22 protein-coding genes are annotated in these 21639 nt (G+C 66.0%); 10 read left to right on the top strand and 12 right to left on the bottom strand.

Annotation, left to right across the window (positions count from 1 at the left end; genetic code table 11):
* Nucleotide 1 precedes the first annotated feature (1 nt).
* The 3 genes from AC07Y4_RS07020 to lexA form a co-directional block, all read right to left on the bottom strand.
* Complete coding sequence (locus AC07Y4_RS07020) at nucleotides 2-1009, bottom strand: D-2-hydroxyacid dehydrogenase family protein (RefSeq protein ID WP_062471528.1); 1008 nt, start codon at nucleotides 1007-1009, stop codon at nucleotides 2-4.
* A 166-nt stretch (nucleotides 1010-1175) separates the two neighbouring features.
* Nucleotides 1176-1556, bottom strand: a complete 381-nt coding sequence (locus AC07Y4_RS07025) for a hypothetical protein (RefSeq protein WP_487847036.1) — start codon at nucleotides 1554-1556, stop codon at nucleotides 1176-1178.
* 146 nt (nucleotides 1557-1702) lie between these two features.
* Nucleotides 1703-2386: a transcriptional repressor LexA gene (lexA, locus tag AC07Y4_RS07030; RefSeq protein ID WP_062471522.1), complete on the bottom strand. Its 684-nt coding sequence runs from the start codon at nucleotides 2384-2386 to the stop codon at nucleotides 1703-1705.
* A gap of 73 nt (nucleotides 2387-2459) precedes the next feature.
* Between lexA and AC07Y4_RS07035 the strand changes: the two genes are divergently transcribed.
* Nucleotides 2460-3446, top strand: a complete 987-nt coding sequence (locus tag AC07Y4_RS07035) for an asparaginase (protein ID WP_487847035.1) — start codon at nucleotides 2460-2462, stop codon at nucleotides 3444-3446.
* Nucleotides 3447-3476: 30 nt separating this feature from the next.
* Here AC07Y4_RS07035 and adk read toward each other — a convergent pair whose 3' ends face one another.
* The 6 genes from adk to AC07Y4_RS07065 form a co-directional block, all read right to left on the bottom strand.
* The gene (adk, locus tag AC07Y4_RS07040) at nucleotides 3477-4133 is read right to left on the bottom strand and encodes an adenylate kinase (protein WP_487847034.1); all 657 of its coding nucleotides are present in this window, start codon (nucleotides 4131-4133) and stop codon (nucleotides 3477-3479) included.
* A 135-nt stretch (nucleotides 4134-4268) separates the two neighbouring features.
* Nucleotides 4269-5042 carry a 3-deoxy-manno-octulosonate cytidylyltransferase gene (gene kdsB, locus AC07Y4_RS07045; protein WP_487847033.1) on the bottom strand — a complete coding sequence of 258 codons (774 nt, stop codon included), beginning with the start codon at nucleotides 5040-5042 and terminating at the stop codon, nucleotides 4269-4271.
* On the bottom strand, nucleotides 5039-5221 hold the full coding sequence (locus AC07Y4_RS07050) for a Trm112 family protein (RefSeq protein WP_013541700.1): 183 nt from the start codon (nucleotides 5219-5221) through the stop codon (nucleotides 5039-5041). Before AC07Y4_RS07050 ends, kdsB begins: the two co-directional genes overlap by 4 nt.
* Nucleotides 5202-6197, bottom strand: a complete 996-nt coding sequence (gene lpxK, locus AC07Y4_RS07055; protein WP_487847032.1) for a tetraacyldisaccharide 4'-kinase — start codon at nucleotides 6195-6197, stop codon at nucleotides 5202-5204. The genes AC07Y4_RS07050 and lpxK overlap by 20 nt, the downstream gene beginning before the upstream one ends.
* Nucleotides 6198-6623 (bottom strand): ExbD/TolR family protein, encoded by a 426-nt coding sequence (locus tag AC07Y4_RS07060; RefSeq protein ID WP_062471507.1) that lies wholly within the window; start codon nucleotides 6621-6623, stop codon nucleotides 6198-6200.
* A gap of 14 nt (nucleotides 6624-6637) precedes the next feature.
* A complete protein-coding gene (locus AC07Y4_RS07065) occupies nucleotides 6638-7270 on the bottom strand; it encodes a MotA/TolQ/ExbB proton channel family protein (protein ID WP_070060550.1) in 633 nt (210 codons plus the stop codon).
* Nucleotides 7271-7582: 312 nt separating this feature from the next.
* Between AC07Y4_RS07065 and xseA the strand changes: the two genes are divergently transcribed.
* Both xseA and AC07Y4_RS07075 read left to right on the top strand, forming a co-directional pair.
* On the top strand, nucleotides 7583-8896 hold the full coding sequence (gene xseA, locus AC07Y4_RS07070) for an exodeoxyribonuclease VII large subunit (RefSeq protein WP_487847031.1): 1314 nt from the start codon (nucleotides 7583-7585) through the stop codon (nucleotides 8894-8896).
* Between the two features lie 50 nt (nucleotides 8897-8946).
* Nucleotides 8947-9528: a superoxide dismutase gene (locus AC07Y4_RS07075; RefSeq protein ID WP_095745206.1), complete on the top strand. Its 582-nt coding sequence runs from the start codon at nucleotides 8947-8949 to the stop codon at nucleotides 9526-9528.
* Between the two features lie 69 nt (nucleotides 9529-9597).
* Here AC07Y4_RS07075 and AC07Y4_RS07080 read toward each other — a convergent pair whose 3' ends face one another.
* The 3 genes from AC07Y4_RS07080 to AC07Y4_RS07090 all read right to left on the bottom strand — a co-directional run bounded on the left by AC07Y4_RS07080 (nucleotide 9598) and on the right by AC07Y4_RS07090 (nucleotide 10840).
* A complete protein-coding gene (locus tag AC07Y4_RS07080; protein WP_487847030.1) occupies nucleotides 9598-10068 on the bottom strand; it encodes a DUF192 domain-containing protein in 471 nt (156 codons plus the stop codon).
* 91 nt (nucleotides 10069-10159) lie between these two features.
* Nucleotides 10160-10348 (bottom strand): hypothetical protein, encoded by a 189-nt coding sequence (locus AC07Y4_RS07085; RefSeq protein ID WP_070060553.1) that lies wholly within the window; start codon nucleotides 10346-10348, stop codon nucleotides 10160-10162.
* A gap of 153 nt (nucleotides 10349-10501) precedes the next feature.
* Nucleotides 10502-10840, bottom strand: a complete 339-nt coding sequence (locus AC07Y4_RS07090; RefSeq protein ID WP_062471494.1) for a hypothetical protein — start codon at nucleotides 10838-10840, stop codon at nucleotides 10502-10504.
* A gap of 219 nt (nucleotides 10841-11059) precedes the next feature.
* On the opposite strand from AC07Y4_RS07090, the gene icd reads away from it, so the two are divergent.
* From icd to sbcB, 7 genes are all read left to right on the top strand, one after another.
* Complete coding sequence (gene icd, locus AC07Y4_RS07095; RefSeq protein WP_062471491.1) at nucleotides 11060-12319, top strand: NADP-dependent isocitrate dehydrogenase; 1260 nt, start codon at nucleotides 11060-11062, stop codon at nucleotides 12317-12319.
* Nucleotides 12320-12679: 360 nt separating this feature from the next.
* Nucleotides 12680-15169, top strand: a complete 2490-nt coding sequence (gene tssH, locus AC07Y4_RS07100; RefSeq protein ID WP_487847029.1) for a type VI secretion system ATPase TssH — start codon at nucleotides 12680-12682, stop codon at nucleotides 15167-15169.
* A complete protein-coding gene (locus AC07Y4_RS07105) occupies nucleotides 15166-15750 on the top strand; it encodes a hypothetical protein (protein ID WP_487847028.1) in 585 nt (194 codons plus the stop codon). Before tssH ends, AC07Y4_RS07105 begins: the two co-directional genes overlap by 4 nt.
* Nucleotides 15751-15890: 140 nt before the next feature.
* On the top strand, nucleotides 15891-16250 hold the full coding sequence (gene clpS, locus AC07Y4_RS07110) for an ATP-dependent Clp protease adapter ClpS (protein ID WP_062471456.1): 360 nt from the start codon (nucleotides 15891-15893) through the stop codon (nucleotides 16248-16250).
* Nucleotides 16251-16317: 67 nt separating this feature from the next.
* Nucleotides 16318-18639, top strand: a complete 2322-nt coding sequence (gene clpA, locus AC07Y4_RS07115) for an ATP-dependent Clp protease ATP-binding subunit ClpA (protein WP_062471453.1) — start codon at nucleotides 16318-16320, stop codon at nucleotides 18637-18639.
* A 100-nt stretch (nucleotides 18640-18739) separates the two neighbouring features.
* Entirely contained in the window at nucleotides 18740-20188 is a 1449-nt protein-coding gene (cls, locus tag AC07Y4_RS07120) for a cardiolipin synthase (RefSeq protein WP_487847027.1), read from the top strand.
* Nucleotides 20189-21628 carry an exodeoxyribonuclease I gene (sbcB, locus tag AC07Y4_RS07125; RefSeq protein ID WP_095745215.1) on the top strand — a complete coding sequence of 480 codons (1440 nt, stop codon included), beginning with the start codon at nucleotides 20189-20191 and terminating at the stop codon, nucleotides 21626-21628.
* Nucleotides 21629-21639: the final 11 nt, after the last annotated feature.

The raw sequence follows: 21639 nt of genomic DNA on the forward strand, positions 1-21639 counted from the left end.
TTCACCGCCGGACCTGCAGCGCGCCGGGGTTCACGATGTTCGTGGGGTTGCCCTTGATGAAGCTCACGACGTTGTCGAACGCCTGGCCGAAGTAGCTTTCGTAGCTTTCCTGCTCGACGTAGCCGATGTGCGGCGTGCAGATGCAGTTTTCGAGGCGCAGCAGCGCATGGCCCTGCAGCGGAGGCTCGCTCTCGAACACGTCGATGGCCGCCAGCCCGGGGCGCCCGCGGTTGAGCGCAGCCAGCAGGGCATCGGCCTCGACCAGCTCGGCGCGCGAGGTGTTGACGAACAGCGCCGTCGGCTTCATGCGCGAGAGGTCTTCGAGCTTGACGAGGCCCTGGGTGTCCTCGTTGAGCCGCAGGTGCACCGACAGCACGTCGGCGGCCGCAAAGAATTCGTGGCGGTTCTGTGCCACCTGGAAGCCGTCGGAGCGCGCCTTGGCGCAGCTGGCCTCGCGGCCCCAGATCACGACCTGCATGCCGAAGGCCTGCCCATAGCGGGCCACCAGCTGGCCGATGCGGCCGTAGCCCCAGATGCACAGCGTCTTGCCCTTGAGCACCGAGCCCACGCCGAAATTCGGCGGCATCGACGCCGACTTGAGGCCCGACTGCTGCCAGGCCCCGTGCTTGAGGTTGCTGATGTACTGCGGCAGGCGGCGCATGGCCGCCATGATCAGCGCCCAGGTGAGTTCGGCGGGCGCCTGCGGCGAACCCGAGCCCTCGGCCACCGCCACACCGCGTTCGGTGCAGGCCGTGACGTCGATGTGGCCGCCGACGCGACCGGTCTGGGAAATCAGCTTGAGCTTGGGCAGCTTCTCGATCAGCTGGCGGGAGATCTGGCTGCGCTCGCGGATGAGCACGATGACGTCCGCATCCTTGAGGCGAACCGACAGCTGACCGATGCCTTTGACCGTGTTGGTGTAGACCTTGGCGGCGTAAGCGTCCAGCTTGGCAGCGCACTGCAGCTTGCGCACGGCGTCCTGGTAGTCGTCGAGGATCACAATGTTCATGGCATGCCATTGTGCCTCGCAGCATCGGCACGTCGCACGTGTGAACGTTTGGATACCCGGTGCCGGATGGCGCCCGGGAGGCCTGTTTCAGGCCGATTCCAGTGAATCCGCCGTGCGCATGAGGGTGCGCAGAGTGCGCAGGCACGGCGGGTTCGTTGGCACTTTCTCAGTGCAGGTGGCTGGGGCGGGGCGCGCCGCTGCCGGTTTCCGCGGCTTCCAGCGCGGCGAGCCGGTCGAGTTCGGCGCACACGTCGGCCATGCGGCCGGAAATCACGACCCGGTTGGCGCAGCCGCGCTGCGAGCCTTGCCGGTCGACCACGCGGACCACGCGCAGCGGGCGGGCGGGCGTGGCGGCGGACGGTGACGCGGCCGGCGCCGGGCTGCCAGCGGTGCGTGCCGTGCAGGCCGGGCGAATGGCCACGTAGCGCAGGCCAGCGGCAGCGTCGCCGCTCTCACCATGCGACGGGCGGCGGGCGGGCATCCAGCGGGTGGCCAGCGATTGCAGGGGCGACCAGAGGTCGGCGATGGCGAGGAGGGCGATTCCCATGTGAACTCCAAAAAAGTATGAGGTTGAACACAGGCAGGATTTCTTGAATCGGCCACGACAGGGTGATGGCGACTTCGCGCCATACGCCCGCCACCTGTCGCGGCCGGATGAGGTGCGTGCTGCTGGCAGCACGCAGGCCCGGGGGGCTACATCAGCATCGTGTTGCGGATGAGGCCGACCGCGAGGCCTTCGATCTCGAAGGGCTCGCCGGGCTGGACGATGATGGTCGGGTAGTCGGGGTTCTCGGCGTGCAGCTCGATCACCTGCTTGTTGCGTTTCAGGCGCTTCACGGTGACTTCTTCGCCCAGGCGTGCCACCACGATCTGGCCGTTGCGCGCTTCCTTCGTGGCCTGCACGGCGAGCAAGTCGCCGTCCATGATGCCGGCGTCGCGCATCGACATGCCGCGCACCTTGAGCAGGTAGTCGGGCTGGCGCTGGAACAGCGTGTTCTCGACGTAGTAGGTCTGGTCGACGTGCTCTTGCGCAAGGATGGGCGAACCCGCCGCCACGCGGCCGATGAGCGGCAGCGCGAGCTGGGCCATGCCGGGCAGCGAGAGCGAGAACTGGTTGCCTTCGCGGTGGCGCGTTTCGTGGAGCGAGCGCAGCGCATCGCCCTTGAGGCGGATGCCACGCGAAGTGCCGCTGACGAGTTCGATCACGCCCTTGCGGGCCAGGGCCTGCAGGTGCTCCTCGGCGGCGTTGGCCGACTTGAAGCCCAGCTCGTTGGCGATTTCGGCGCGCGTGGGCGGCGCACCGGTGCGTGCGATGGCGCCCTGGATCAAGTCCAGGATCTGCTGCTGGCGGGCGGTAAGCTTCACTGCGAACTGCATAGTGGTTTCCTTGCGGCACTGGCTAGATATCCAGTACCTGTATTTTTAACCAGTTTTCAAAAGTTGACAAGCCATGACTCATTCCTCTTCGTCCGAGACGCGCCGCGTGGTCGTGCTGGGCACCGGCGGCACCATTGCCGGCAAGGCCGCCAGCAGCGGTGACAACATCGGCTACACCGCCGGACAGGTGGGCGTGGCGGACCTGCTGGGCGGCATCGAGGCGCCGGCCGGCGTGGCGCTGGTGGCGGAGCAGGTCGCGCAGCTCGACAGCAAGGACATGGACGCCGACACCTGGCGCCAGCTGGCCGCGCGTTGCGCGCACTGGCTGGCGCAGCCTGATGTGGCCGGCATCGTGATCACGCACGGCACCGACACGCTGGAGGAAACGGCCTTCTTCCTGCACGCCGTGCTCGCGCCGGCCAAGCCGGTGGTGCTGACCTGCGCGATGCGCCCGGCAACGGCCCTGTCGCCCGACGGTCCGCAGAACGTGCGCGACGCGCTCGCTGTGGCCTCGACGCCCGGCGCACGGGGCGTGACGGTGGTGTGCGCGGGAACGGTCCACAGCGGTCTCGATGTGCAGAAGGTGCACACCTACCGTCTCGATGCCTTCGCGTCGGGCGATGCGGGGCCGGTCGGCTATGTGGAGGAGGGCGAAGTGCGGCGCGTGCGTGCGTGGCCGCAGGGAGCGCCGTTCGATGCGGCGCGGCTGGAGGCGGTATCGAAGCCGTGGCCCCGCGTCGAGATCGTCATGAGCCACGCGGGCGCGAGCGGTGCGATCGTGGAGGCGTTGCTGCTCCCGTCGGCTGAGCCCTTGCGCGGCCTGGTCGTGGCCACGACCGGCAACGGCACCGTGCACCACGCGCTGGAAGCCGCAGCGCTGAAGGCGCAGGGCGGTGGCGTGTCGGTGCTGCGCGCCACGCGCTGTGCCAACGGACGCATCCTGCCGAAACCCGGTGACGGGCTGCGGGATGCGAGCGCACTCACGCCGGTGAAGGCGCGGGTCGCGCTGGTGCTGGAACTCTTGGGAGTGGCCGCCCTGCCGGAGGCGGAGGGCGGCTAGGAGAAAGAGGCTGACGAATCAGCCTCTGAATCAGCTGTTCAGGGCGGCAAGCGCGCGCTGCGTGATCTCGTCGACCGTGCCCACGCCCTGGATGGCGCGGTACTTCGGCGCGGCGGCCGGGTCGGTCTTGGCCCAGGCCGAGTAATAGTCGACCAGCGGACGGGTCTGCTGGCTGTAGACGTCGAGCCGCTTGCGCACGGTCTCTTCCTTGTCGTCTTCGCGCTGGATCAGCTCTTCACCGGTCACGTCGTCCTTGCCTTCCACCTTCGGCGGATTGAACTTGACGTGGTAGGTGCGGCCCGAGGCCGGGTGCGAGCGGCGGCCGCTCATGCGTTCGATGATGTCGCCGAAGGGCACGTCGATCTCGAGCACGTAGTCGAGCTTGACGCCGGCCGCCTTCATGGCGTCGGCCTGCGGAATGGTGCGCGGGAAGCCGTCGAACAGGAAACCGCCGTCGCAGTCGGGCTGCGCGATGCGTTCCTTCACGAGGTTGATGATCAGGTCGTCGCTGACCAGTGCACCCGAATCCATGATCGTCTTGGCCTGCAGCCCGAGGGGGGTGCCTGCCTTGACCGCGGCGCGCAACATGTCGCCGGTCGAGATTTGGGGAATGCCGTATTTCTGGCAGATGAAGGTCGCTTGCGTGCCTTTGCCTGCTCCGGGCGCGCCCAGCAAAATAAGTCTCATGGTGTCCTCGGAAGGTTCTTAGATTTTGTGTCGCGCCCCATGCGCGCCCTCAGGCGCGCCGAGGCGGAATTGCATTGAGGATAGCATGCGTCCCCGTGACAAATTGCCGCCGTCTCCCTCGGGGCGGCCTGCAGCTCACGCAGGCGAGCCGGCCGCGAAGACGGCGCGCACGCGTGCCAGGTCTTCGGGCGTGTCGATCCCGGGGCCCGGTGCCACATCGCTCACGTGCACCGCGATGCGGTGCCCGTGCCACAGCGCGCGCAGCTGTTCGAGTGCTTCGGTGGCTTCGACGGGCGCGGGCGACAGCAACGGAAATTGCCGCACGAAGCCCGCGCGATAGCCGTAGATGCCGATATGACGAAGCGGTGCCGGGCTGGGCAGCACCGAGGGTGCCGCGCCGCCTGAAGAGCCGTCGCGCCACCAGGGGATCGGTGCACGGCTGAAATAGAGCGCATGACCTTGTGCGTCGAGCACGGCCTTCACGACGTTCGGATTCATGAAGTCGGCCAGCGAGTCGATCGCATGGACGGCGGTGCTCATGGCGGCCTGCGGTCGCGCAGCCAGCGTGGCGGCCACGGCATCGATCAGCGCGGGGTCGATCAGCGGCTCGTCGCCCTGCACGTTGACGACGATCGCGTCACCGTCGAGCCCGAGTTGTTCGCAGGCTTCGGCCAGCCGGTCGGTGCCGCTGGCGTGGTCCTGGCGGGTGAGCAGGGCCTCGACACCATGCGCCTTGCAGGCGTCGATGATGGTGGCGTCGTCGCCGGCCACCACCACGCGAAGGGCGCCGGACTGGCGGGCGCGTTGTGCCACGCGCACGACCATCGGCAGGCCGGCAATGTCGGCCAGCGGTTTGTTGGGAAGTCGCGTCGAAGCCAGCCGGGCCGGCACCAGAACGGTGAAGCTCACAGGCCCAGCTCTTCGTCGGACAGCGTGCGGGCCTCGTTCTCGAGCAGCACCGGGATGCCGTCGCGCACCGGGTAGGCCAGGCGCGCGCTGCGCGAGCAGAGTTCCTGCTTCTCGGCGTTCCAGGTCAGCGGGCCCTTGGTGACGGGGCAGACGAGCAGTTCAAGCAGCTTGGTATCCATCGAGCGATGATAGCTTCGCGTCGAGGGCGGCGAAGAACGCCGGCGAGGGTTCGAAGTGCAGTGGCACGGCGAGCGCGTCGGGCGCCTGCTGCCAGAGCTTGACGGCGTCTTTTTCCGTGCAGACGAGGGGCAGGGCGGGACCGGCTGGTCGTTGCCAGCCGTTGAAATCGTGGTGGTCAGGCAGCGCGAAGGTGTCCGCGAGCGTCAGGCCGCGCGCGCGCAGCATCGTGAAGAAGGCCTCTGGCCGCGCGATGGCGGCGAGCGCGATCACGGGCTGGCCGGCGAGCGTGTCGAGCGGGATGCGTCGACCGTCCTTCGCGAGGGCGTGCGGCGCCAGTTCGCGGGTGGCGGTGTAGCCCTCGGCGAAGGCGGGCCGCTCGCCGCTGTGCAACAGCAGGTCGCAATGGCGCGGCCACGGCTCGCGCAGGGGGCCGGCGGGCAGTAGCCAGCCGTTGCCGACACCGCGGTCGTCGAACACGCAGATCTCGATGTCGCGCGCCAGCGCCAAGTGCTGCAGGCCGTCGTCGCTGACGATGACCTGGGTGGCCGGGTGTTGTTCGAGCAGGGCGCGTGCGGCCTCGATGCGCTGTCGGGCCACGAAGACCGGCGCGCCGGTGGCATGGTGGATCAGCGCGGGTTCGTCGCCGACGTCCTGCGGGTCGCTGTCGGCCTGGACTTCACGGCAGTCGTCGGTGCGCCGGCCGTAGCCGCGCGACACCACACCGACCCGCAGGCCGCGCGCCTGAAGATGGCGCACGACGGCCATCACGACCGGTGTCTTGCCGGCCCCGCCCGCAATCACATTGCCGACCACGATCACGGGAACCGGCACACGCCCGGTTTTCTGCCAACCCCATCGGTAGAAGGCGCGCCGCAGCGCGAAGAGGGCGCCGTAGACCTGCGACAGCGGCCACAGCAGGCAGGCCAGCGCACCGCGGCGCAGCCATGCGTCCTGCAGCCGCGCGCTGGTCGACACTCAGTGACCGGCCTGGGCCGTCGACTGGGCGGCGAAGGTGATCTGCATCAGGCCGGCGCGGCGCGCGGCCTCCATCACCGTCACCACGGCCTGGTGCGGGCTGGCGGCGTCGGCGCTGATGATCACGACGCTGTCCTTGCCACCGGTGGCGGCGGCGCCGAGCGCGGCGGCCACGGTGTCGACGCTGCGGTCCGCCAGCGGCGACTTGTTGATCACGTAGCGGCCGTCAGCCGACACTGCCACGATCACCTCTTTCGGGTAGTCGCGCTGGGCGTCGACGTCCGCGGTCGGCAGCCGCAGCTGCATCTCGGTGAACTTGCTGTAGGTGGTCGACAGCATCAGGAAGATCAGCACGACCAGCAGCACGTCGATGAACGGGATCAGGTTGATCTCCGGCTCGTCGCGCGCGCCGTGGCGAAACTGCATGCGGCCCCGCGTGCTCATTTGCGCAGGGCGTTCAGGTGGCGGGCAAAGCGCTCGCCCGAGAGTTCGAGGTTCAGCAGGTACTCGTCGACGCGGCTGCGGAAGTAGCGCCAGAAGATCAGCGTGGGGATGGCCACGATCAGGCCGAAGGCCGTGTTGTACAGCGCGATCGAAATGCCGTGCGCCAGCTGCGCCGGATTGCCCGAACCGACGGCACCGCTGCCGGGCGACTGCGAGCCGAAGATCTCGATCATGCCGATCACCGTGCCCAGCAGGCCGAGCAGCGGCGCGGCCGAGGCGATGGTGGCCAGCGCCGGCAGGTAGCGTTCCAGCTTGTGCGCCACGGTGCGGCCCGAGGCCTCCATGGCGGCGCGCAGGTCTTCTTCGGTGCAGCGCGGGTTGGCGTTCAGCGCGCGCAGGCCGGCGGCGAGCACCTGGCCGAGCATCGAGTTGCTTTCCAGTTTGGTCACGACATCCGGGCCGGGAACCGCGCCGCGCGACACGGTGATGGTCTCGTCCAGCAGCTTCGGCGGCAGGACCTTGACGGTCTTGAGGCTGGTGAAACGTTCAATGACCAGCGCGAGTGCGATGACCGAACAGGCGAGCAATGGCCAGATTGGCCAGCCCGCGGCAACAATGATGGAAAACAAGAAAATCCTCCGGCCCGTAGACTGCAAATGCGCGGCGATTATCCACCGAGCCACCATCGGCTCGCGGCTTGTTTGCGTGTCGGCAAGGACGCACAGATTCTGTGGATAACTTTGTGATTAACCCATCGCGCAATGTCTCCGAACCCGCATGGGACGGGCTTTCCGTTAGATCGATTGAATTTTGAGCAGCACTTTTTTTAATGAAATCAACAGCTTGCACGAGAACTCGTGCATCTGTTCCACCATACCCCTCCAAAGTGGGGGGCGCGACGCCCGTTGTGGAAGAGTGGCGCTCGGCGGCGGAGGGGCGCGATGAGCTTCAGGGAGCCGAATGCCGCGCCCGGGCCGCGCGTGTGGGCCGTGGGCGCGCTGTGCCGCGCGGTGGCCGATGCGCTCGATGCGCGCTTCAACCCGGTCTCGGTGCGCGGGGAAATCTCTGGCTTCTCGCGTGCGTCGAGCGGTCATTGCTATTTCTCGCTCAAGGACGAATCCGGTCAGTTGCGCTGCGCGATGTTCCGCCGCGCGGCCGGCCTGCTCGATTTCACGCCGCGCGACGGCGACCAGGTCGAAGTGCGCGGTCGGCTGGCGGTGTACGAACCGCGCGGCGATCTGCAACTGGTGGTCGAAAGCCTGCGGCGCGCGGGGCAGGGCGCGCTGTTCGAGCAGTTCCTGCAGCGCAAGGCACGCCTCGAGGCCGAAGGTCTGTTCGACCCGGCGCGCAAACGCGCGCTGCCCTCCATGCCGCGTGCCGTGGGCGTTGTCACCTCGCTGGGGGCCGCGGCGCTGCATGACGTCGTGACCGCGCTGCGGCGACGCGTGCCACATGTTCCCGTGGTGCTGGCGCCGGCGGCAGTGCAGGGCGCCAACGCGCCGGCCGAACTGGTGCGCGCCTTGCAGTCGCTCTACACGCTGGAGCCGGCCGTCGACGTGATCCTGCTGGTGCGCGGTGGCGGCTCCATCGAGGACCTCTGGGCCTTCAACGACGAAACGCTGGCGCGCACCATCGTGCAGAGTCCCGTGCCGGTGATCAGCGGCGTGGGGCACGAAACCGATTTCACCATCGCCGATTTCTGTGCCGACCTGCGCGCGCCGACGCCGACGGCTGCCGCCGAACTCGTCAGCGCGCCGCGCGACCTGTGGCTCGGCGCGCTCGACCTGCTCGACGAGCGGCTCGGCGATGCGCTGGGCGGGCGCCTCGACGTGCTCGGCCAACGGCTGGACCAGGCGGCCGCACGGTTGGGCCGCCCCTCGGGCCTGGTCGCGCGCCAGCAGTTGCGGTTGGCGCACCACGCGCAGCGGCTGCACTACGCGGTGCTGTCGCGCCAGGAGCGCCTGGCGCAGGTGCCGCAGGCCATCGCCACCGATTTCTCCGCGAAGTTCACGCGTTCGCTGACGCAGCGGCGCGAGCGGCTCGAACGCGTGGCCCTGCGCCTGCGGCTGCTCGACCCCGCCCTGGTGCTGCAGCGCGGCTATGCCTTGCTGACCGACGGCGAAGGCCGCGCGGTCGTCAGCGCGGGCAGCCTGCAGGCCGGCGATGCGGTGGTCGCGCGCCTTTCGGATGGCTCGGTCGACCTGACCGTGACGCCCGGCGGCGCGACGGGAACGCGTCTGACGCCGCCCCCCTGATTACTTCCTAGAATCCTTCATTCCCCACAACCAACCCACGAGAAAAAACCATGGAACATGTGCTCCCACCCCTGCCGTACGCCATCGACGCACTGGCCCCCGAGTATTCGAAGGAAACGCTCGAGTACCACCACGGCAAGCACCACAACGCCTACGTGGTGAACCTGAACAACCTGCAAAAGGGCACCGAGTTCGAAGCGATGACGCTCGAAGAGATCGTCAAGAAGTCCAGCGGCGGCATCTACAACAACGCCGCCCAGATCTGGAACCACACCTTCTTCTGGAACTGCATGAAGCCCCAGGGCGGCGGCGCACCCACCGGCGCGCTGGCCAAGGCCATCGATGCCAAGTGGGGCAGCTACGACGCCTTCAAGGAAGCCTTCGTGAAGTCGGCCGTGGGCAACTTCGGTTCGGGCTGGACGTGGCTGGTGAAGAAGGCCGACGGTTCGGTGGACATCGTGAACACCGGCGCCGCCGGCACGCCGCTGACCACCGCCGACACCGCGCTGCTGACGGTGGACGTGTGGGAACACGCGTACTACATCGACTACCGCAACCTGCGCCCGAAGTTCGTCGAGACCTTCCTGGCCAAGCTGGCCAACTGGGACTTCGCGGCGAAGAACTTCGGCTGAAGCCGGACCTGGCGCTTGCCATGAAAAAAGCCGACCTGCGGGTCGGCTTTTTTACGCGCGCCGAGTTGCTCAGCGCTTGGCGGCCGAGAAGAGCTCGCCGCCGAGCTTGGCACCCTTCTTGATGTTCTTCTTGGCGAACCAGCCCTGGTTCATCTCGAGCACGTAGCGCACCGGCTCCTCGGAGCAGTGCGAGTTCTCGGTCATCGGCTGCATGTCGACCAGGTTGACGATGCGGCCGTCGTCGGCCACGAAGGCGACGGTCAGCGGCAACAGGGTGTTGCGCATCCAGAAGCACTGCGTGGCCGGCTGCTCGAAGACGAAGATCATGCCCTCGGCCTGCGGCATCGTCTTGCGGAACATCAGGCCGATCTCGCGTTCGCGGGGCGATTGCGCCACTTGCGCATCGATCTTGTAGAGGCCGACCGACAACTGCGTGCGTGCCAGATCGGTTTGGGGTTGCGGTTGGATTTGCTGCTGCGCGTGGGCCGGCGCCAGGAAGGACGCGGACACCAGAAGCAGCGCGGCGAGACGCTGAAACATCGGATGACTCTTTCGGGGCCGGGACACACGAGGTCGGCCCGTGACCAATAAAAATGCCCGCTGAAGCGGGCATTGCCGGGAGCTTGAAAGCTTACACCTTCTTGGCGGCGGCCGCGTGGGCCTTGGAGACGTGGCGCACCTTGTGCTTCTTGACCGTGTGCTTGGCCTTGGCCTTGTGGACGGCGGGAGCGGCCGGCGCTGCGGGAGCGGGTTCGGCGGCTTGGGCGAATGCACCGGCTGCGAAGAGGCCGGCGACCAGGGCTGCGATCAGCTTGTTCATGAGAAATCCTTTGAGATTGTTGATATGGATCACCTCCCTGCGGAAGGCCTCCATTCAACGGACCTCAAGAACCCCGGTTGACAGTGGTTGAACAAAACTACGAACGAAAAAAAGCGCTCCGGAGAGCGCTTTTCTTAGGGGGGACAGACCAGCTTACTTGGCGCCGGGCATGTCAGGCGTGCCGCCTTGCGTGGCCTTGCGCTTCACGCTGCCGTCCTTGTTGCGACGACGATCGTCGCGGGTCTTGGCGCGCTTTTCGCCAGCAACGCCAGCCTTGTCGGCACCGAAGGCGCCGCCTTCAGGCGTCTTGGCGATGTCGCCAGCAGCGGGAGCCACTTGACCAGCGGGCTTGGCTTCCTTCTTGGCTTCAGCGCGAGCTTGCGGCTTGCTGTTGGTCGCGTTGCCTTGTTCGGGCGTGGTACCGGCCGGGTTCTGGGCGTACGCGCCAGCGGCGAACAGGCCAGCGATCATGACTGCGAGAAGTTTGCTCATTGATGATTCCTCTATCGAGAATTGGTTGGAAACGCCTCCCGGCGAGCAGAAGGTCAGCCAGTAACGGGCTCTATCGCCCTACGGTTGACAATTGTCCGCTGATGGGTTGCGTCTAAAATGTACAGCGATTTGTTAGCGCGCTGTACAGCGATTCTCCCTCGCTGTCTGAATTCGCAGACAGTCGTTCGAATTACGTCACTCCCGGAGTCAAGCCCCCTCATGTCCAGCTATCAGCACATCAAAGTCCCGACCGAAGGCCAGAAGATCACGGTCAACGCTGACAATTCGCTCAATGTGCCCGATCAGCCGATCATTCCGTTCATCGAAGGCGACGGCACCGGGCTGGACATCACGCCGGTGATGCTCAAGGTGGTGGACGCCGCAGTGGCCAAGGCCTACGGCGGCAAGAAGAAGATCCACTGGATGGAGGTCTACGCCGGTGAGAAGTCGACCAAGGTCTACGGCCCCGACGTCTGGCTCCCCGAGGAAACCCTGCATGCGGTGCGCGACTACGTGGTGTCCATCAAGGGCCCGCTGACCACGCCCGTCGGCGGCGGCATCCGCTCGCTGAACGTGGCGCTGCGCCAGGAGCTCGACCTGTACGTCTGCCTGCGGCCCATCCAGTACTTCGAAGGCGTGCCCAGCCCGGTGCGCGAGCCGCACAAAACCAACATGGTTATCTTCCGCGAAAACTCGGAAGACATCTACGCCGGCATCGAGTTCGAAGCCGAAAGCGACAAGGCCAAGAAGCTCATCAAGTTCCTGCAGGACGAGATGGGCGTCAAGAAGATCCGCTTCCCCAACACCTCGGGCATCGGCGTCAAACCGGTTTCGCGCGAAGGCACCGAGCGCCTCGTGCGCAAGGCCTTCCAGTACGCCATCGACAACGACAAGCCCAGCGTGACCCTGGTCCACAAGGGCAACATCATGAAGTTCACCGAAGGTGGCTTCCGTGACTGGGGCTACAACCTGGCCGCCAAGGAATTCGGCGCCGAGCTGATCGACGGCGGCCCGTGGATGAAGTTCAAGAACCCCAAGACGGGCAAGGAAATCACCGTCAAGGACAGCATCGCCGACGCGTTCCTGCAGCAGATCCTGCTGCGTCCCGCCGAATACAGCGTGATCGCCACACTGAACCTCAACGGCGACTACGTCTCCGACGCGCTGGCCGCACAGGTTGGCGGCATCGGTATTGCACCGGGTGCGAACCTGAGCGACACCGTCGCCATGTTCGAAGCCACCCACGGCACGGCCCCCAAGTACGCCGGCAAGGACTATGTGAACCCGGGTTCCGAGATCCTGTCCGCCGAAATGATGCTGCGCCACATGGGCTGGACCGAAGCGGCCGACCTGATCATCAGCTCGATGGAAAAATCGATCGCCAGCAAGAAGGTCACCTATGACTTCGCGCGCCTGATGGACGGCGCGACGCAAGTGAGCTGCTCTGGTTTCGGTCAGGTCATGATCGACAACATGTAATTGCGATCGCTGACGTCGAGAAACGTCAGACCCTTATCAAGCCCTCGAGCTTCCGAAAGGAGTCGAGGGTTTTTTCTTGCCTGTCGCCCTCGCGATATCGTTAGTGAATTACCTCCTTTGTGCTCTGAACGTAAGGAGAGGCGGGCAAACATCACAGATCAATAGGCTCCGTCTTTCGTTTAACCATTGGTAGAAACTGTGCTGTGTTTGCCTCGCAGCGAGCCGCCAGAATCGCGCCCATTCCAAGAAGCATAGGGGGCGCGAAGTGGGGAAAAAGAACGCAGGAATCTGCCCGGCAACAGGGGGCCTCGCAGACGACTCGATCGAACAGGGCGTGCACGTTGCACGGCAGATCGCGCAATGACGATCTCTCGGCGAGCGCTGTTCGGCAAGCTCAACCTCACCTTGTTTCGCGGCATCGAATCCGCCACTGCCTTTGCCAAGCTGCGCGGCAATCCCTATGTCGAACTGACGCACTGGATTCACCAGCTCTGGCAGCTCAACGACAGCGATCTGCACCGCATCTGTGGGCACTACCAGATCGACGCGCAAGCCATCGAGAAAGACTTCGCATCGGCCTTGTCCAGCTTGCCATCGGGTGCAACCTCGCTGACCGATTTTTCCAGTCACATCGAAGCTGCCATCGAGCGCGCGTGGGTGCTCTCGAGTCTCGAGTTCGGCGCGCATTGCGTGCGTGGTGCGTGGCTGCTTGCTGCGCTGCTTCAGACGCCGGACCTGCGGCGTGTGCTTCTTGGCATCTCGCCTGCGTTTCAGAGAATCCCAGCAGACCAACTGACGGAGGCCATCGATGCCATCGTGGCCGGTTCTCCCGAAGGGCAGGAAGGACCGCACGATGGCTCCGGTCTGCCATCGGCGCTGCCCGGTGAAGCCAGCGCCGCGCTCACGGATGCAGCTTCGGATGGAAGGTCCGCGTTGCGGCGCTACTGCACGGATCTGACCGAGCGCGCGTCTCAAGGGCAGATCGATCCGGTCATCGGGCGCGGACACGAGATCCGCACGATGGTCGACATCCTGCTGCGTCGCCGTCAGAACAATCCCCTGCTCACGGGAGACGCGGGCGTCGGCAAGACAGCGGTGGTCGAGGGGCTCGCGTTGGCCATCGCGCAAGGCGAGGTTCCTCCCGATCTGAAGAACTGCCGCTTGTGGAGCCTCGATGTCGGAGCGCTGTTGGCCGGCGCAAGCATGCGCGGGGAGTTCGAGTCCCGCCTCAAGGCCCTGCTGGAAGAGGCGGGCAAGTCGGTGCAGCCCGTCATCCTCTTCATCGACGAGGTGCACACCTTGGTCGGCGCGGGCGGGCAATCCGGAACCGGCGATGCCGCCAGCCTGCTCAAGCCCGCGCTTGCACGGGGAACCTTGCGCACGATCGGTGCCACCACCTGGAGCGAGTACAAGCGCCACATTGAGAAAGACCCGGCGCTGACGCGACGCTTTCAGACGCTGCAGGTGGCAGAGCCCGACGAGATTGCTGCGATCGAGATGGTGCGTGGCCTTGTCGCCACCTTTGCAGAGCACCACGGCGTGCTCGTACTCGATGAAGCCGTGCGCGCGGCCGTGACGCTGTCGCATCGCTACATCCCTGCACGCCAGCTCCCCGATAAGGCGATCAGTCTCCTGGACACCGCATGTGCGCGCGTTGCCATGTCGCTTCACACGCCGCCGCCTGAAGTCGAGCAATGGCGGCACCGCATCGCAGCCCTCCAGGTCGAGCTCGAACTGCTGGGTCAGGAGGGTGTCGTTGCCCAGGGGAGTGATGCAAGAGCGTTGCGCCTCGACGCAGCCCGATCTCAACTCGATGCCGCGCAGCAGGCGTTGACCTTGCACGAAGCGCGATGGCAAGACGAGCTTGCACTGGTTCGCACGATTCATGGATTGCGGACAAAGAAGAAGGAGGAGGCGAAAGAGCTGAGCTGCGCCGAGGGGAATGCATCCTCGGCGCAGCTGGAGGCCCTCGAACTCGAGCTTGCCGCGCACCAGAAGGAGTTGCCTCTGATTTTTCCCCAGGTGGACGAGGCCGTGGTTGCGGGCATCGTGGCCGACTGGACGGGGATTCCCGTAGGTCGGATGGTCACCGACGAAGTCGCGGCAGTCGTTGCGCTTCAATCGCGGCTGGAAGCGCGCGTGATCGGCCAGGGGCCTGCGCTCGCGGCGATCGCCGAGCGCATGCAGACGGCGCGGGTGCAGCTGACGGATCCAAACAAGCCGGTGGGTGTGTTCCTGCTGGCCGGGCCTTCGGGTGTGGGCAAGACAGAAACGGCATTGGCATTGGCCGAGGCCATGTATGGCGGTGAGCAGAACCTCATCACCATCAACATGAGCGAGTTCCAGGAGTCGCACACGGTGTCGACCTTGAAAGGCGCGCCCCCGGGGTACGTCGGCTTCGGTGAAGGTGGCGTGCTCACGGAGGCCGTGCGCCGAAAGCCCTACAGCACGATCCTGCTCGATGAGGTGGAAAAGGCCCATCCGGATGTCCCCGCGTGGCGATGCGCAGTACGGGCAGTTCGTCGGAGCTCCCGATGCGCCGAACTGGGCCGAGATCGAACGGGACTGCCGCCGGCTGCTGTTGCGGACGCGGGACATCAATCTCTTTGTCTGGCTGTGCCGAGCACGCACCCGTCTGGCGCAGGCGGCAGGGCTTGCGCAGTCGTTGGTGCTGCTGGTCGAGGCGCTTCGGACCGCCGATGGTTCGAGAACCACGAACCGAGCAGTCCTGTCGCCGTGTTGCTCAAGCAGGCCGAACGCATGACCGGCCTGCGGTTTTCCCAGGTGGCCGATGCCATTCCACTTGATCTGCTGCGCAAATGGGATGCCGACGAGGAGGCTTCGCTGTGACGCTGATTCAGGCCAACTTTCTTGTCATCTGCTTCGCGATCGGCACCGCTGGCGCCTTGCTGGGCCTCTGGGTGTTCTCGCACAGGCTCGGCAGGCAACTCGAAGCGCAGCGCCGTGCCTCGGATTCGGAGCGCGAACAGGTGCGGCTGGCGATCCGCGCCGAGTTGACGCTGCTCGGGCAGCAGCAGACCGCACATCAGAAAGCGCAACGCTTGGCACTGGCGCGGTGGCAGGCTGAGCAGGATGCGCGGCGGCTGGCTGAATGGCAGGCGTTGTCGCCAGCGCTCCCCACGTGGCCGGGCAGAAGAGGAGGGCCGGTTGCGCCGCCCGTTGCACCGTCACCCCCGCAGCGGCCGAGACCATTGCCACCAGTACCGGCCTTGCATGAGGATTCGGAGTTGCAGAACTCGCCGGTCCCGTTCACGCTGCCCGCCCCCGTTCACGAGGAAGCAGAGTCGGCTCCCGAGCGCGAACTCACCGACGAAGAAATCGACGCCTTGCCGCCCGATCTGCCGGTTCCGACCCGGGTGCTGGGCCGGAAATTGCCGGCGCCCAAAGGTCCCGTTCTGCGCAATCTGTAAAAAAGACCGGCAATCTGCCGGTTTTTTTACGTCTGTCTTCGTGCTGTCGTACACGCCGCATGCCTCTTGATTTGTCGAATAGGCGTCACCAAGTCTGTTGGCGTCGGCACGGTGCTTGCACGCTCTATAGAATCTTTTTCATGGCAACGAGAATTCCCAAAACTCCCAGCACCCCACCGGCGCAGAAACCGGCGGGCGACGACGGAGATTCGGTCGTTCTGGAGCGCCGCCCGCAAAAAACGGCGCCGCCCCAGATGTACCAGGTCGTCATGCTGAACGACGACTACACGCCGATGGAGTTCGTGATCGTCATCCTGCAGGAATACTTCAGCAAGGACCGAGAAACGGCGACCCAGATCATGCTCAAGATCCACCTCGATGGCCGGGGTGTCTGTGGGGTTTATTCCCGCGACATGGCGGCCACCAAGGTCAATCAGGTGATGGAGGCCGCGCAGCAGGCAGGGCACCCGCTGCAATGTGTCAGCGAACCGGTCGCGTGAACCAGTTGAATTGCACGCGCTCCAACCCATCTGAGAACTTATTTACAGCAAGGCAAAAGGAAATCACATGATTGCCCAGGAACTGGAAGTCAGCTTGCACATGGCCTTCGTCGAGGCCCGGCAGCAACGCCACGAGTTCATCACCGTGGAACATCTGCTGCTCGCTTTGCTGGACAACCCGAGCGCCGCAGAGGTTCTGCGCGCCTGCTCGGCGAACGTCGACGACCTTCGGGCGTCGCTCACCAACTTCATCAAGGACAACACGCCCCAGGTGGCGGGTACCGATGATGTCGACACCCAGCCCACCCTGGGTTTCCAGCGCGTGATCCAGCGCGCGATCATGCATGTGCAGTCCACCGGCAACGGCAAGAAGGAAGTCACCGGCGCCAACGTGCTGGTCGCGATCTTCGGCGAGAAGGATTCGCACGCCGTGTACTACCTGCACCAGCAGGGCGTCACCCGCCTGGACGTGGTCAACTTCATTGCCCACGGCATCAAGAAGAGCGATCCGCCGGAAGCCGTCAAGGGCAGCGGCGAAGCGCCTCAGGGCGAAGGCGAAGAGGGTGGCGGTGAACGCAACGAGAAGGCCTCGCCGCTCGAGCAGTTCACGCAAAACCTCAACCAGCTCGCCAAGGACGGCAAGATCGATCCGCTGATCGGCCGCGAATACGAGGTGGAGCGCGTCATCCAGATCCTGTGCCGCCGGCGCAAGAACAACCCGCTGCTCGTGGGCGAGGCCGGCGTGGGCAAGACCGCGATCGCGGAAGGCCTGGCATGGCGCATCACCCAGGGCGACGTGCCCGAGATCCTCGCCGAGGCGCAGGTCTACTCGCTCGACATGGGTGCGCTGCTGGCCGGCACCAAGTACCGCGGTGACTTCGAACAGCGCTTGAAGGGCGTGCTCAAGTCGCTCAAGGACAAGCCGAACGCCATCCTGTTCATCGACGAAATCCACACCCTGATCGGTGCGGGCGCAGCCTCGGGCGGCACGCTCGACGCGTCGAACCTGCTCAAGCCGGCGCTCTCCAGCGGCCAGCTCAAGTGCATCGGCGCCACCACCTTCACGGAATACCGCGGCATTTTCGAGAAGGACGCGGCCCTGTCGCGTCGTTTCCAGAAGGTCGACGTGGTCGAGCCGTCGGTGCAGGAAACCGTCGACATCCTCAAGGGCCTGAAGTCGCGCTTCGAGGAACACCATGGCGTGAAGTACGCCGTGGCGGCCTTGCAGGCTGCGGCCGAGCTCAGCGCCAAGTACATCAATGACCGTCACCTGCCCGACAAGGCGATCGACGTCATCGACGAAGCCGGTGCCGCCCAGCGCATCCTGCCGCCGAGCAAGCGCAAGAAGACCATCAGCAAGACCGAGGTCGAGGAAATCGTGGCGAAGATCGCGCGCATTCCCCCGGCCAACGTCAGCAACGACGACCGCAGCAAGCTGCAGACGATCGAGCGCGACCTCAAGAGCGTGGTGTTCGGCCAGGACAAGGCACTCGAAGTGCTGGCCTCCGCGGTCAAGATGGCGCGTTCGGGCCTGGGCAAGGGCGACAAGCCGATCGGTTCGTTCCTGTTCTCCGGCCCCACGGGCGTCGGCAAGACCGAAGCGGCGAAGCAGCTGGCCTACATCATGGGCATCGAGCTGATCCGCTTCGACATGTCGGAGTACATGGAGCGTCACGCGGTGAGCCGCCTGATCGGTGCGCCTCCGGGCTACGTCGGTTTCGACCAGGGCGGTCTGCTGACCGAGGCTGTCACGAAGAAGCCGCACGCGGTGCTGCTGCTCGACGAAATCGAGAAGGCGCACCCGGACATCTTCAACGTGCTGCTGCAGGTCATGGACCACGGCACGCTGACCGACAACAACGGGCGCAAGGCCGACTTCCGCAACGTCATCATCATCATGACGACGAACGCGGGTGCCGAGACCATGAACAAGGCGACCATCGGCTTCACGAACGCGCGGCAGGCGGGCGACGAAATGGGCGACATCAAGCGCCTCTTCACGCCCGAGTTCCGCAACCGTCTGGACGCCATCGTCAACTTCAAGGCGCTCGACGAACAGGTCATCCTGCGCGTGGTCGACAAGTTCCTGCTGCAACTGGAAACCCAGCTCAGCGAGAAGAAGGTCGAGGTCACCTTCACCGACAAGCTGCGCAAGCACCTGGCGAAGAAGGGCTTCGATCCGCTGATGGGCGCACGCCCGATGCAGCGCCTGATCCAGGACACGATCCGTCGTGCGCTGGCCGACGAGCTGCTGTTCGGTCGCCTGACCGACGGCGGTCGCCTCGAAGTCGACCTCGACGAGAAGGACGAAGTGCTGCTCGACATCCAGCCGATCCCGAAGAAGGAAGGCAAGTCGAAGCCCGAAGCCGAGGAAGCCGCCACGGGCTGATCCCGCCGCTTCGAGGAACCCAGTCAAAGGCCGGTAGCATTCGCTGCTGGCCTTTTTCTTTGGGCCGGCTGAAAACACTCCGCCTTCACCCGCTTTTGCCTTGATCCTCCCCGAACTCAGCCACGAATGGAAAACCGGCCTCTCCCTGGCGTGGAGCGGCTACATCGCCGTGCTGTCGATCTGGATCGTGATGCAAAAGCGCGCGCCGGTGTCCACCATGAGCTGGATCCTGTCGCTGGCGCTGCTGCCGTTCGCGGGCTTCATCGTCTACTACTTCCTGGGGCCGCAGCGGCTGCGCAAGCAGCGGCTCAAGCGCCTGCGCAACCGCGCGAACGCGCATGCGCAGGCCGACCTGGCGCGGCTGCGTGACGCCTCGCAGCATGCGCCGCCGGCGCTGCAGCAGATGGCCCGGCTGGGCACCGCCGCCTGCGGCCTGCCGGTGTCGAGCGCCACGGGCGTCGAGTTGCTCTCGGGCGGCGCGCGCACCTTCGACGCCATCTTCGAGGCCGTGCGCGCGGCGCGCGACCACATCCACCTCGAGTACTACATCTTCGAGCCTGACCGGATCGGCACCGCCTTGCGCGACCTGCTGGTCGAGCGCGCGCAGTCCGGCGTGCGGGTGCGCCTGCTGCTCGACGCGCTCGGCTCCAAGCGCATCGGCCGCAAGTTCATGGCGCCGATGCACGCGGCGGGCGTGGACGTGGCGCTGTTCCACGACACCAAGATCGGCCGGCGCCTGCGCCCCGTGACCAACTACCGCACCCACCGCAAGATCGTGGTGTGCGACGGCCGCGTGGGCTTCACGGGCGGCGTGAACATCACCGACGAGGAAGACAAGCGCACCAACCCCAAGGACGCGTACCACGACGTGCACGTGCGCATCGAAGGCAGTGCGGTGCGCTGGCTGCAGACCACCTTCCTGGAGGACTGGAGCTACGCCACCGGCGAAAAGCAGCACCGCTCCGACGCCGTCCTGGACGCGCTGCTGCCCCAGGTGGAGGCGGGCGACATCCCGGTGCAGATCGTCACCAGCGGCCCCGACAACGCGTTCGAGGCCATCCACCGCATGCACGTCGAGGCCATCCATTCGGCCACGCGCCGGGCCTGGCTCACCACGCCGTACTTCGTGCCGGGCGAGCCCGCGCTGATGGCGCTGACCAGTGCGGCGCTGCGCGGTGTCGACGTGCGGCTGCTCGTGCCGCGCCGCAGCGACTCGGCCATCGTGAGCGCCGCCGCGCGTTCGTACTTCGACGAGCTGATCGCCGCCGGCGTCAAGATCTGGGAGTACAAGGAACGCATGCTGCACTCCAAGACGCTGGTGGTCGACGACCATTGCGCGATGATCGGCACCGCCAATTTCGACAACCGCAGCTTCCGGCTCAACTTCGAGGTCTGCGCCGTGGTCTACGGGCCCGCGCTGACCCAGCCGCTGGCGGCGCAGTTCGAAACCGACCTGCACAGCTCCGGCGCCGTGCGCGCCCACCGCCCGCAGACTTTCTGGCGCCGCCTCGGCGATGCCATTGCGCGACTGTTTTCTCCCTTGCTCTGAATGAACCACACCTTTCTCTGGCACGACTACGAAACCTTCGGCGCCGTGCCGCGCCGCGACCGTCCCTCGCAGTTCGCGGCCATCCGCACCGACGCCGAGCTCAACGAGGTCGGCGAGCCGCTGATGATCTACTGCAAGCCCGCGCCGGACTACCTGCCCAGCCCCGAGGCCTGCCTGATCACCGGCATCACGCCGCAGGTCTGCCTGGAGCGCGGCATTCCCGAGCACGAGTTCGCGGCCCACATCGAGCAGGCCTTCTCGCAGCCCGGCACCATCGGCGTGGGCTACAACACCATCCGCTTCGACGACGAGGTGACGCGCTTCCTGTTCTGGCGCAACCTCATCGATCCGTATGCGCGCGAATGGCAGAACGACTGCGGCCGCTGGGACCTGCTCGACGTGGTGCGCCTCACGTATGCGCTGCGCCCCGACGGCATCGAGTGGCCGAAGAAGGAAGACGGCAAGCCCAGCTTCAAGCTCGAAGACCTGGCGCGCGCCAACGGCCTGCTGCACGAGTCGGCGCACGATGCGCTGTCCGACGTGCGTGCCACCATCGCGCTGGCGCGGCTCATCCGCGACAAGCAGCCCAAGCTGTTCGACTTCGCCTTCGGCCTGCACAAGAAGGACCGCGTGGCGATGGAGCTCGGCCTGCCCGCGATGCGCGAGACCGCCAAGCCCTTCCTGCACGTGTCGGGCATGTTCCCGGTCGAGCGCGGCTGCCTGGCCGTGATGTGGCCGCTGGCCAGCCACCCGACCAACAAGAACGAACTGCTGGCCTGGGACCTGTCGCAAGACCCGAGCGAGCTGCGCGACCTCGACGCCGAGACGCTGCGCCTGCGCCTGTTCACGCGCACCGCCGATCTGCCCGAAGGCATGACGCGGCTGCCGATGAAGAGCGTGCACCTGAACAAGTCGCCGATGGTGGTCGGCAACCTGCGCACGCTGGCACCGGCCATGGCCGAGCGCTGGGGTGTCGACATGGACACCGCCATGCGCCACGCCGCCATCGCGCGCGACCTGCCCGACATGAGCGCGATCTGGTCGCAGGTCTTTTCCCGTCCGAAGGAGGCGACGCCCGATGTCGATGAAGACCTCTACGGCGGTTTTGTCGGCAACGGCGACCGCCGGCGCCTGAACCAGCTGCGCGGGCTGTCGCCCGAGGGGCTCGCCAAGGAGCGCGTGGCCTTCGACGACGGGCGGCTCGAAGAAATCCTCTTCCGCTACCGCGCGCGCAACTGGCCCGAGTCGCTGAACGAGGAAGAAGCCGAGCGCTGGGAAGCGCTGCGCGTGGCGCGCCTGTTCAAGGGCGAGGGCGGGGCGCGCACCATCGAGGCGCTGTTCAGCGAAGTCGATGCGCTGTCCGAGAACGCCGACGAGCGCGGCGAGGAAATCCTGGGCGCGCTGTACGAGTACGCCGAGTCGATCGCGCCCGAGGCCTGAACCAAGACCGA

Source organism: Variovorax sp. GW460-12-1-14-LB1 (assembly GCF_059423605.1).

Coding starts and splice junctions, on each gene's coding strand:
- AC07Y4_RS07020 (WP_062471528.1), bottom strand. CDS start 1,009: ATGAACATTGTGATCCTCGACGACTACCAGGACGCCGTGCGCAAGCTG.
- AC07Y4_RS07050 (WP_013541700.1), bottom strand. CDS start 5,221: ATGGATACCAAGCTGCTTGAACTGCTCGTCTGCCCCGTCACCAAGGGC.
- AC07Y4_RS07090 (WP_062471494.1), bottom strand. CDS start 10,840: ATGAGCAAACTTCTCGCAGTCATGATCGCTGGCCTGTTCGCCGCTGGC.
- AC07Y4_RS07060 (WP_062471507.1), bottom strand. CDS start 6,623: ATGCAGTTTCGCCACGGCGCGCGCGACGAGCCGGAGATCAACCTGATC.
- adk (WP_487847034.1), bottom strand. CDS start 4,133: ATGAGACTTATTTTGCTGGGCGCGCCCGGAGCAGGCAAAGGCACGCAA.
- AC07Y4_RS07080 (WP_487847030.1), bottom strand. CDS start 10,068: ATGTTTCAGCGTCTCGCCGCGCTGCTTCTGGTGTCCGCGTCCTTCCTG.
- tssH (WP_487847029.1), top strand. CDS start 12,680: ATGACGATCTCTCGGCGAGCGCTGTTCGGCAAGCTCAACCTCACCTTG.
- clpA (WP_062471453.1), top strand. CDS start 16,318: ATGATTGCCCAGGAACTGGAAGTCAGCTTGCACATGGCCTTCGTCGAG.
- icd (WP_062471491.1), top strand. CDS start 11,060: ATGTCCAGCTATCAGCACATCAAAGTCCCGACCGAAGGCCAGAAGATC.
- lexA (WP_062471522.1), bottom strand. CDS start 2,386: ATGCAGTTCGCAGTGAAGCTTACCGCCCGCCAGCAGCAGATCCTGGAC.
- AC07Y4_RS07035 (WP_487847035.1), top strand. CDS start 2,460: ATGACTCATTCCTCTTCGTCCGAGACGCGCCGCGTGGTCGTGCTGGGC.
- AC07Y4_RS07025 (WP_487847036.1), bottom strand. CDS start 1,556: ATGGGAATCGCCCTCCTCGCCATCGCCGACCTCTGGTCGCCCCTGCAA.
- AC07Y4_RS07085 (WP_070060553.1), bottom strand. CDS start 10,348: ATGAACAAGCTGATCGCAGCCCTGGTCGCCGGCCTCTTCGCAGCCGGT.
- clpS (WP_062471456.1), top strand. CDS start 15,891: ATGGCAACGAGAATTCCCAAAACTCCCAGCACCCCACCGGCGCAGAAA.
- xseA (WP_487847031.1), top strand. CDS start 7,583: ATGAGCTTCAGGGAGCCGAATGCCGCGCCCGGGCCGCGCGTGTGGGCC.
- sbcB (WP_095745215.1), top strand. CDS start 20,189: ATGAACCACACCTTTCTCTGGCACGACTACGAAACCTTCGGCGCCGTG.
- AC07Y4_RS07075 (WP_095745206.1), top strand. CDS start 8,947: ATGGAACATGTGCTCCCACCCCTGCCGTACGCCATCGACGCACTGGCC.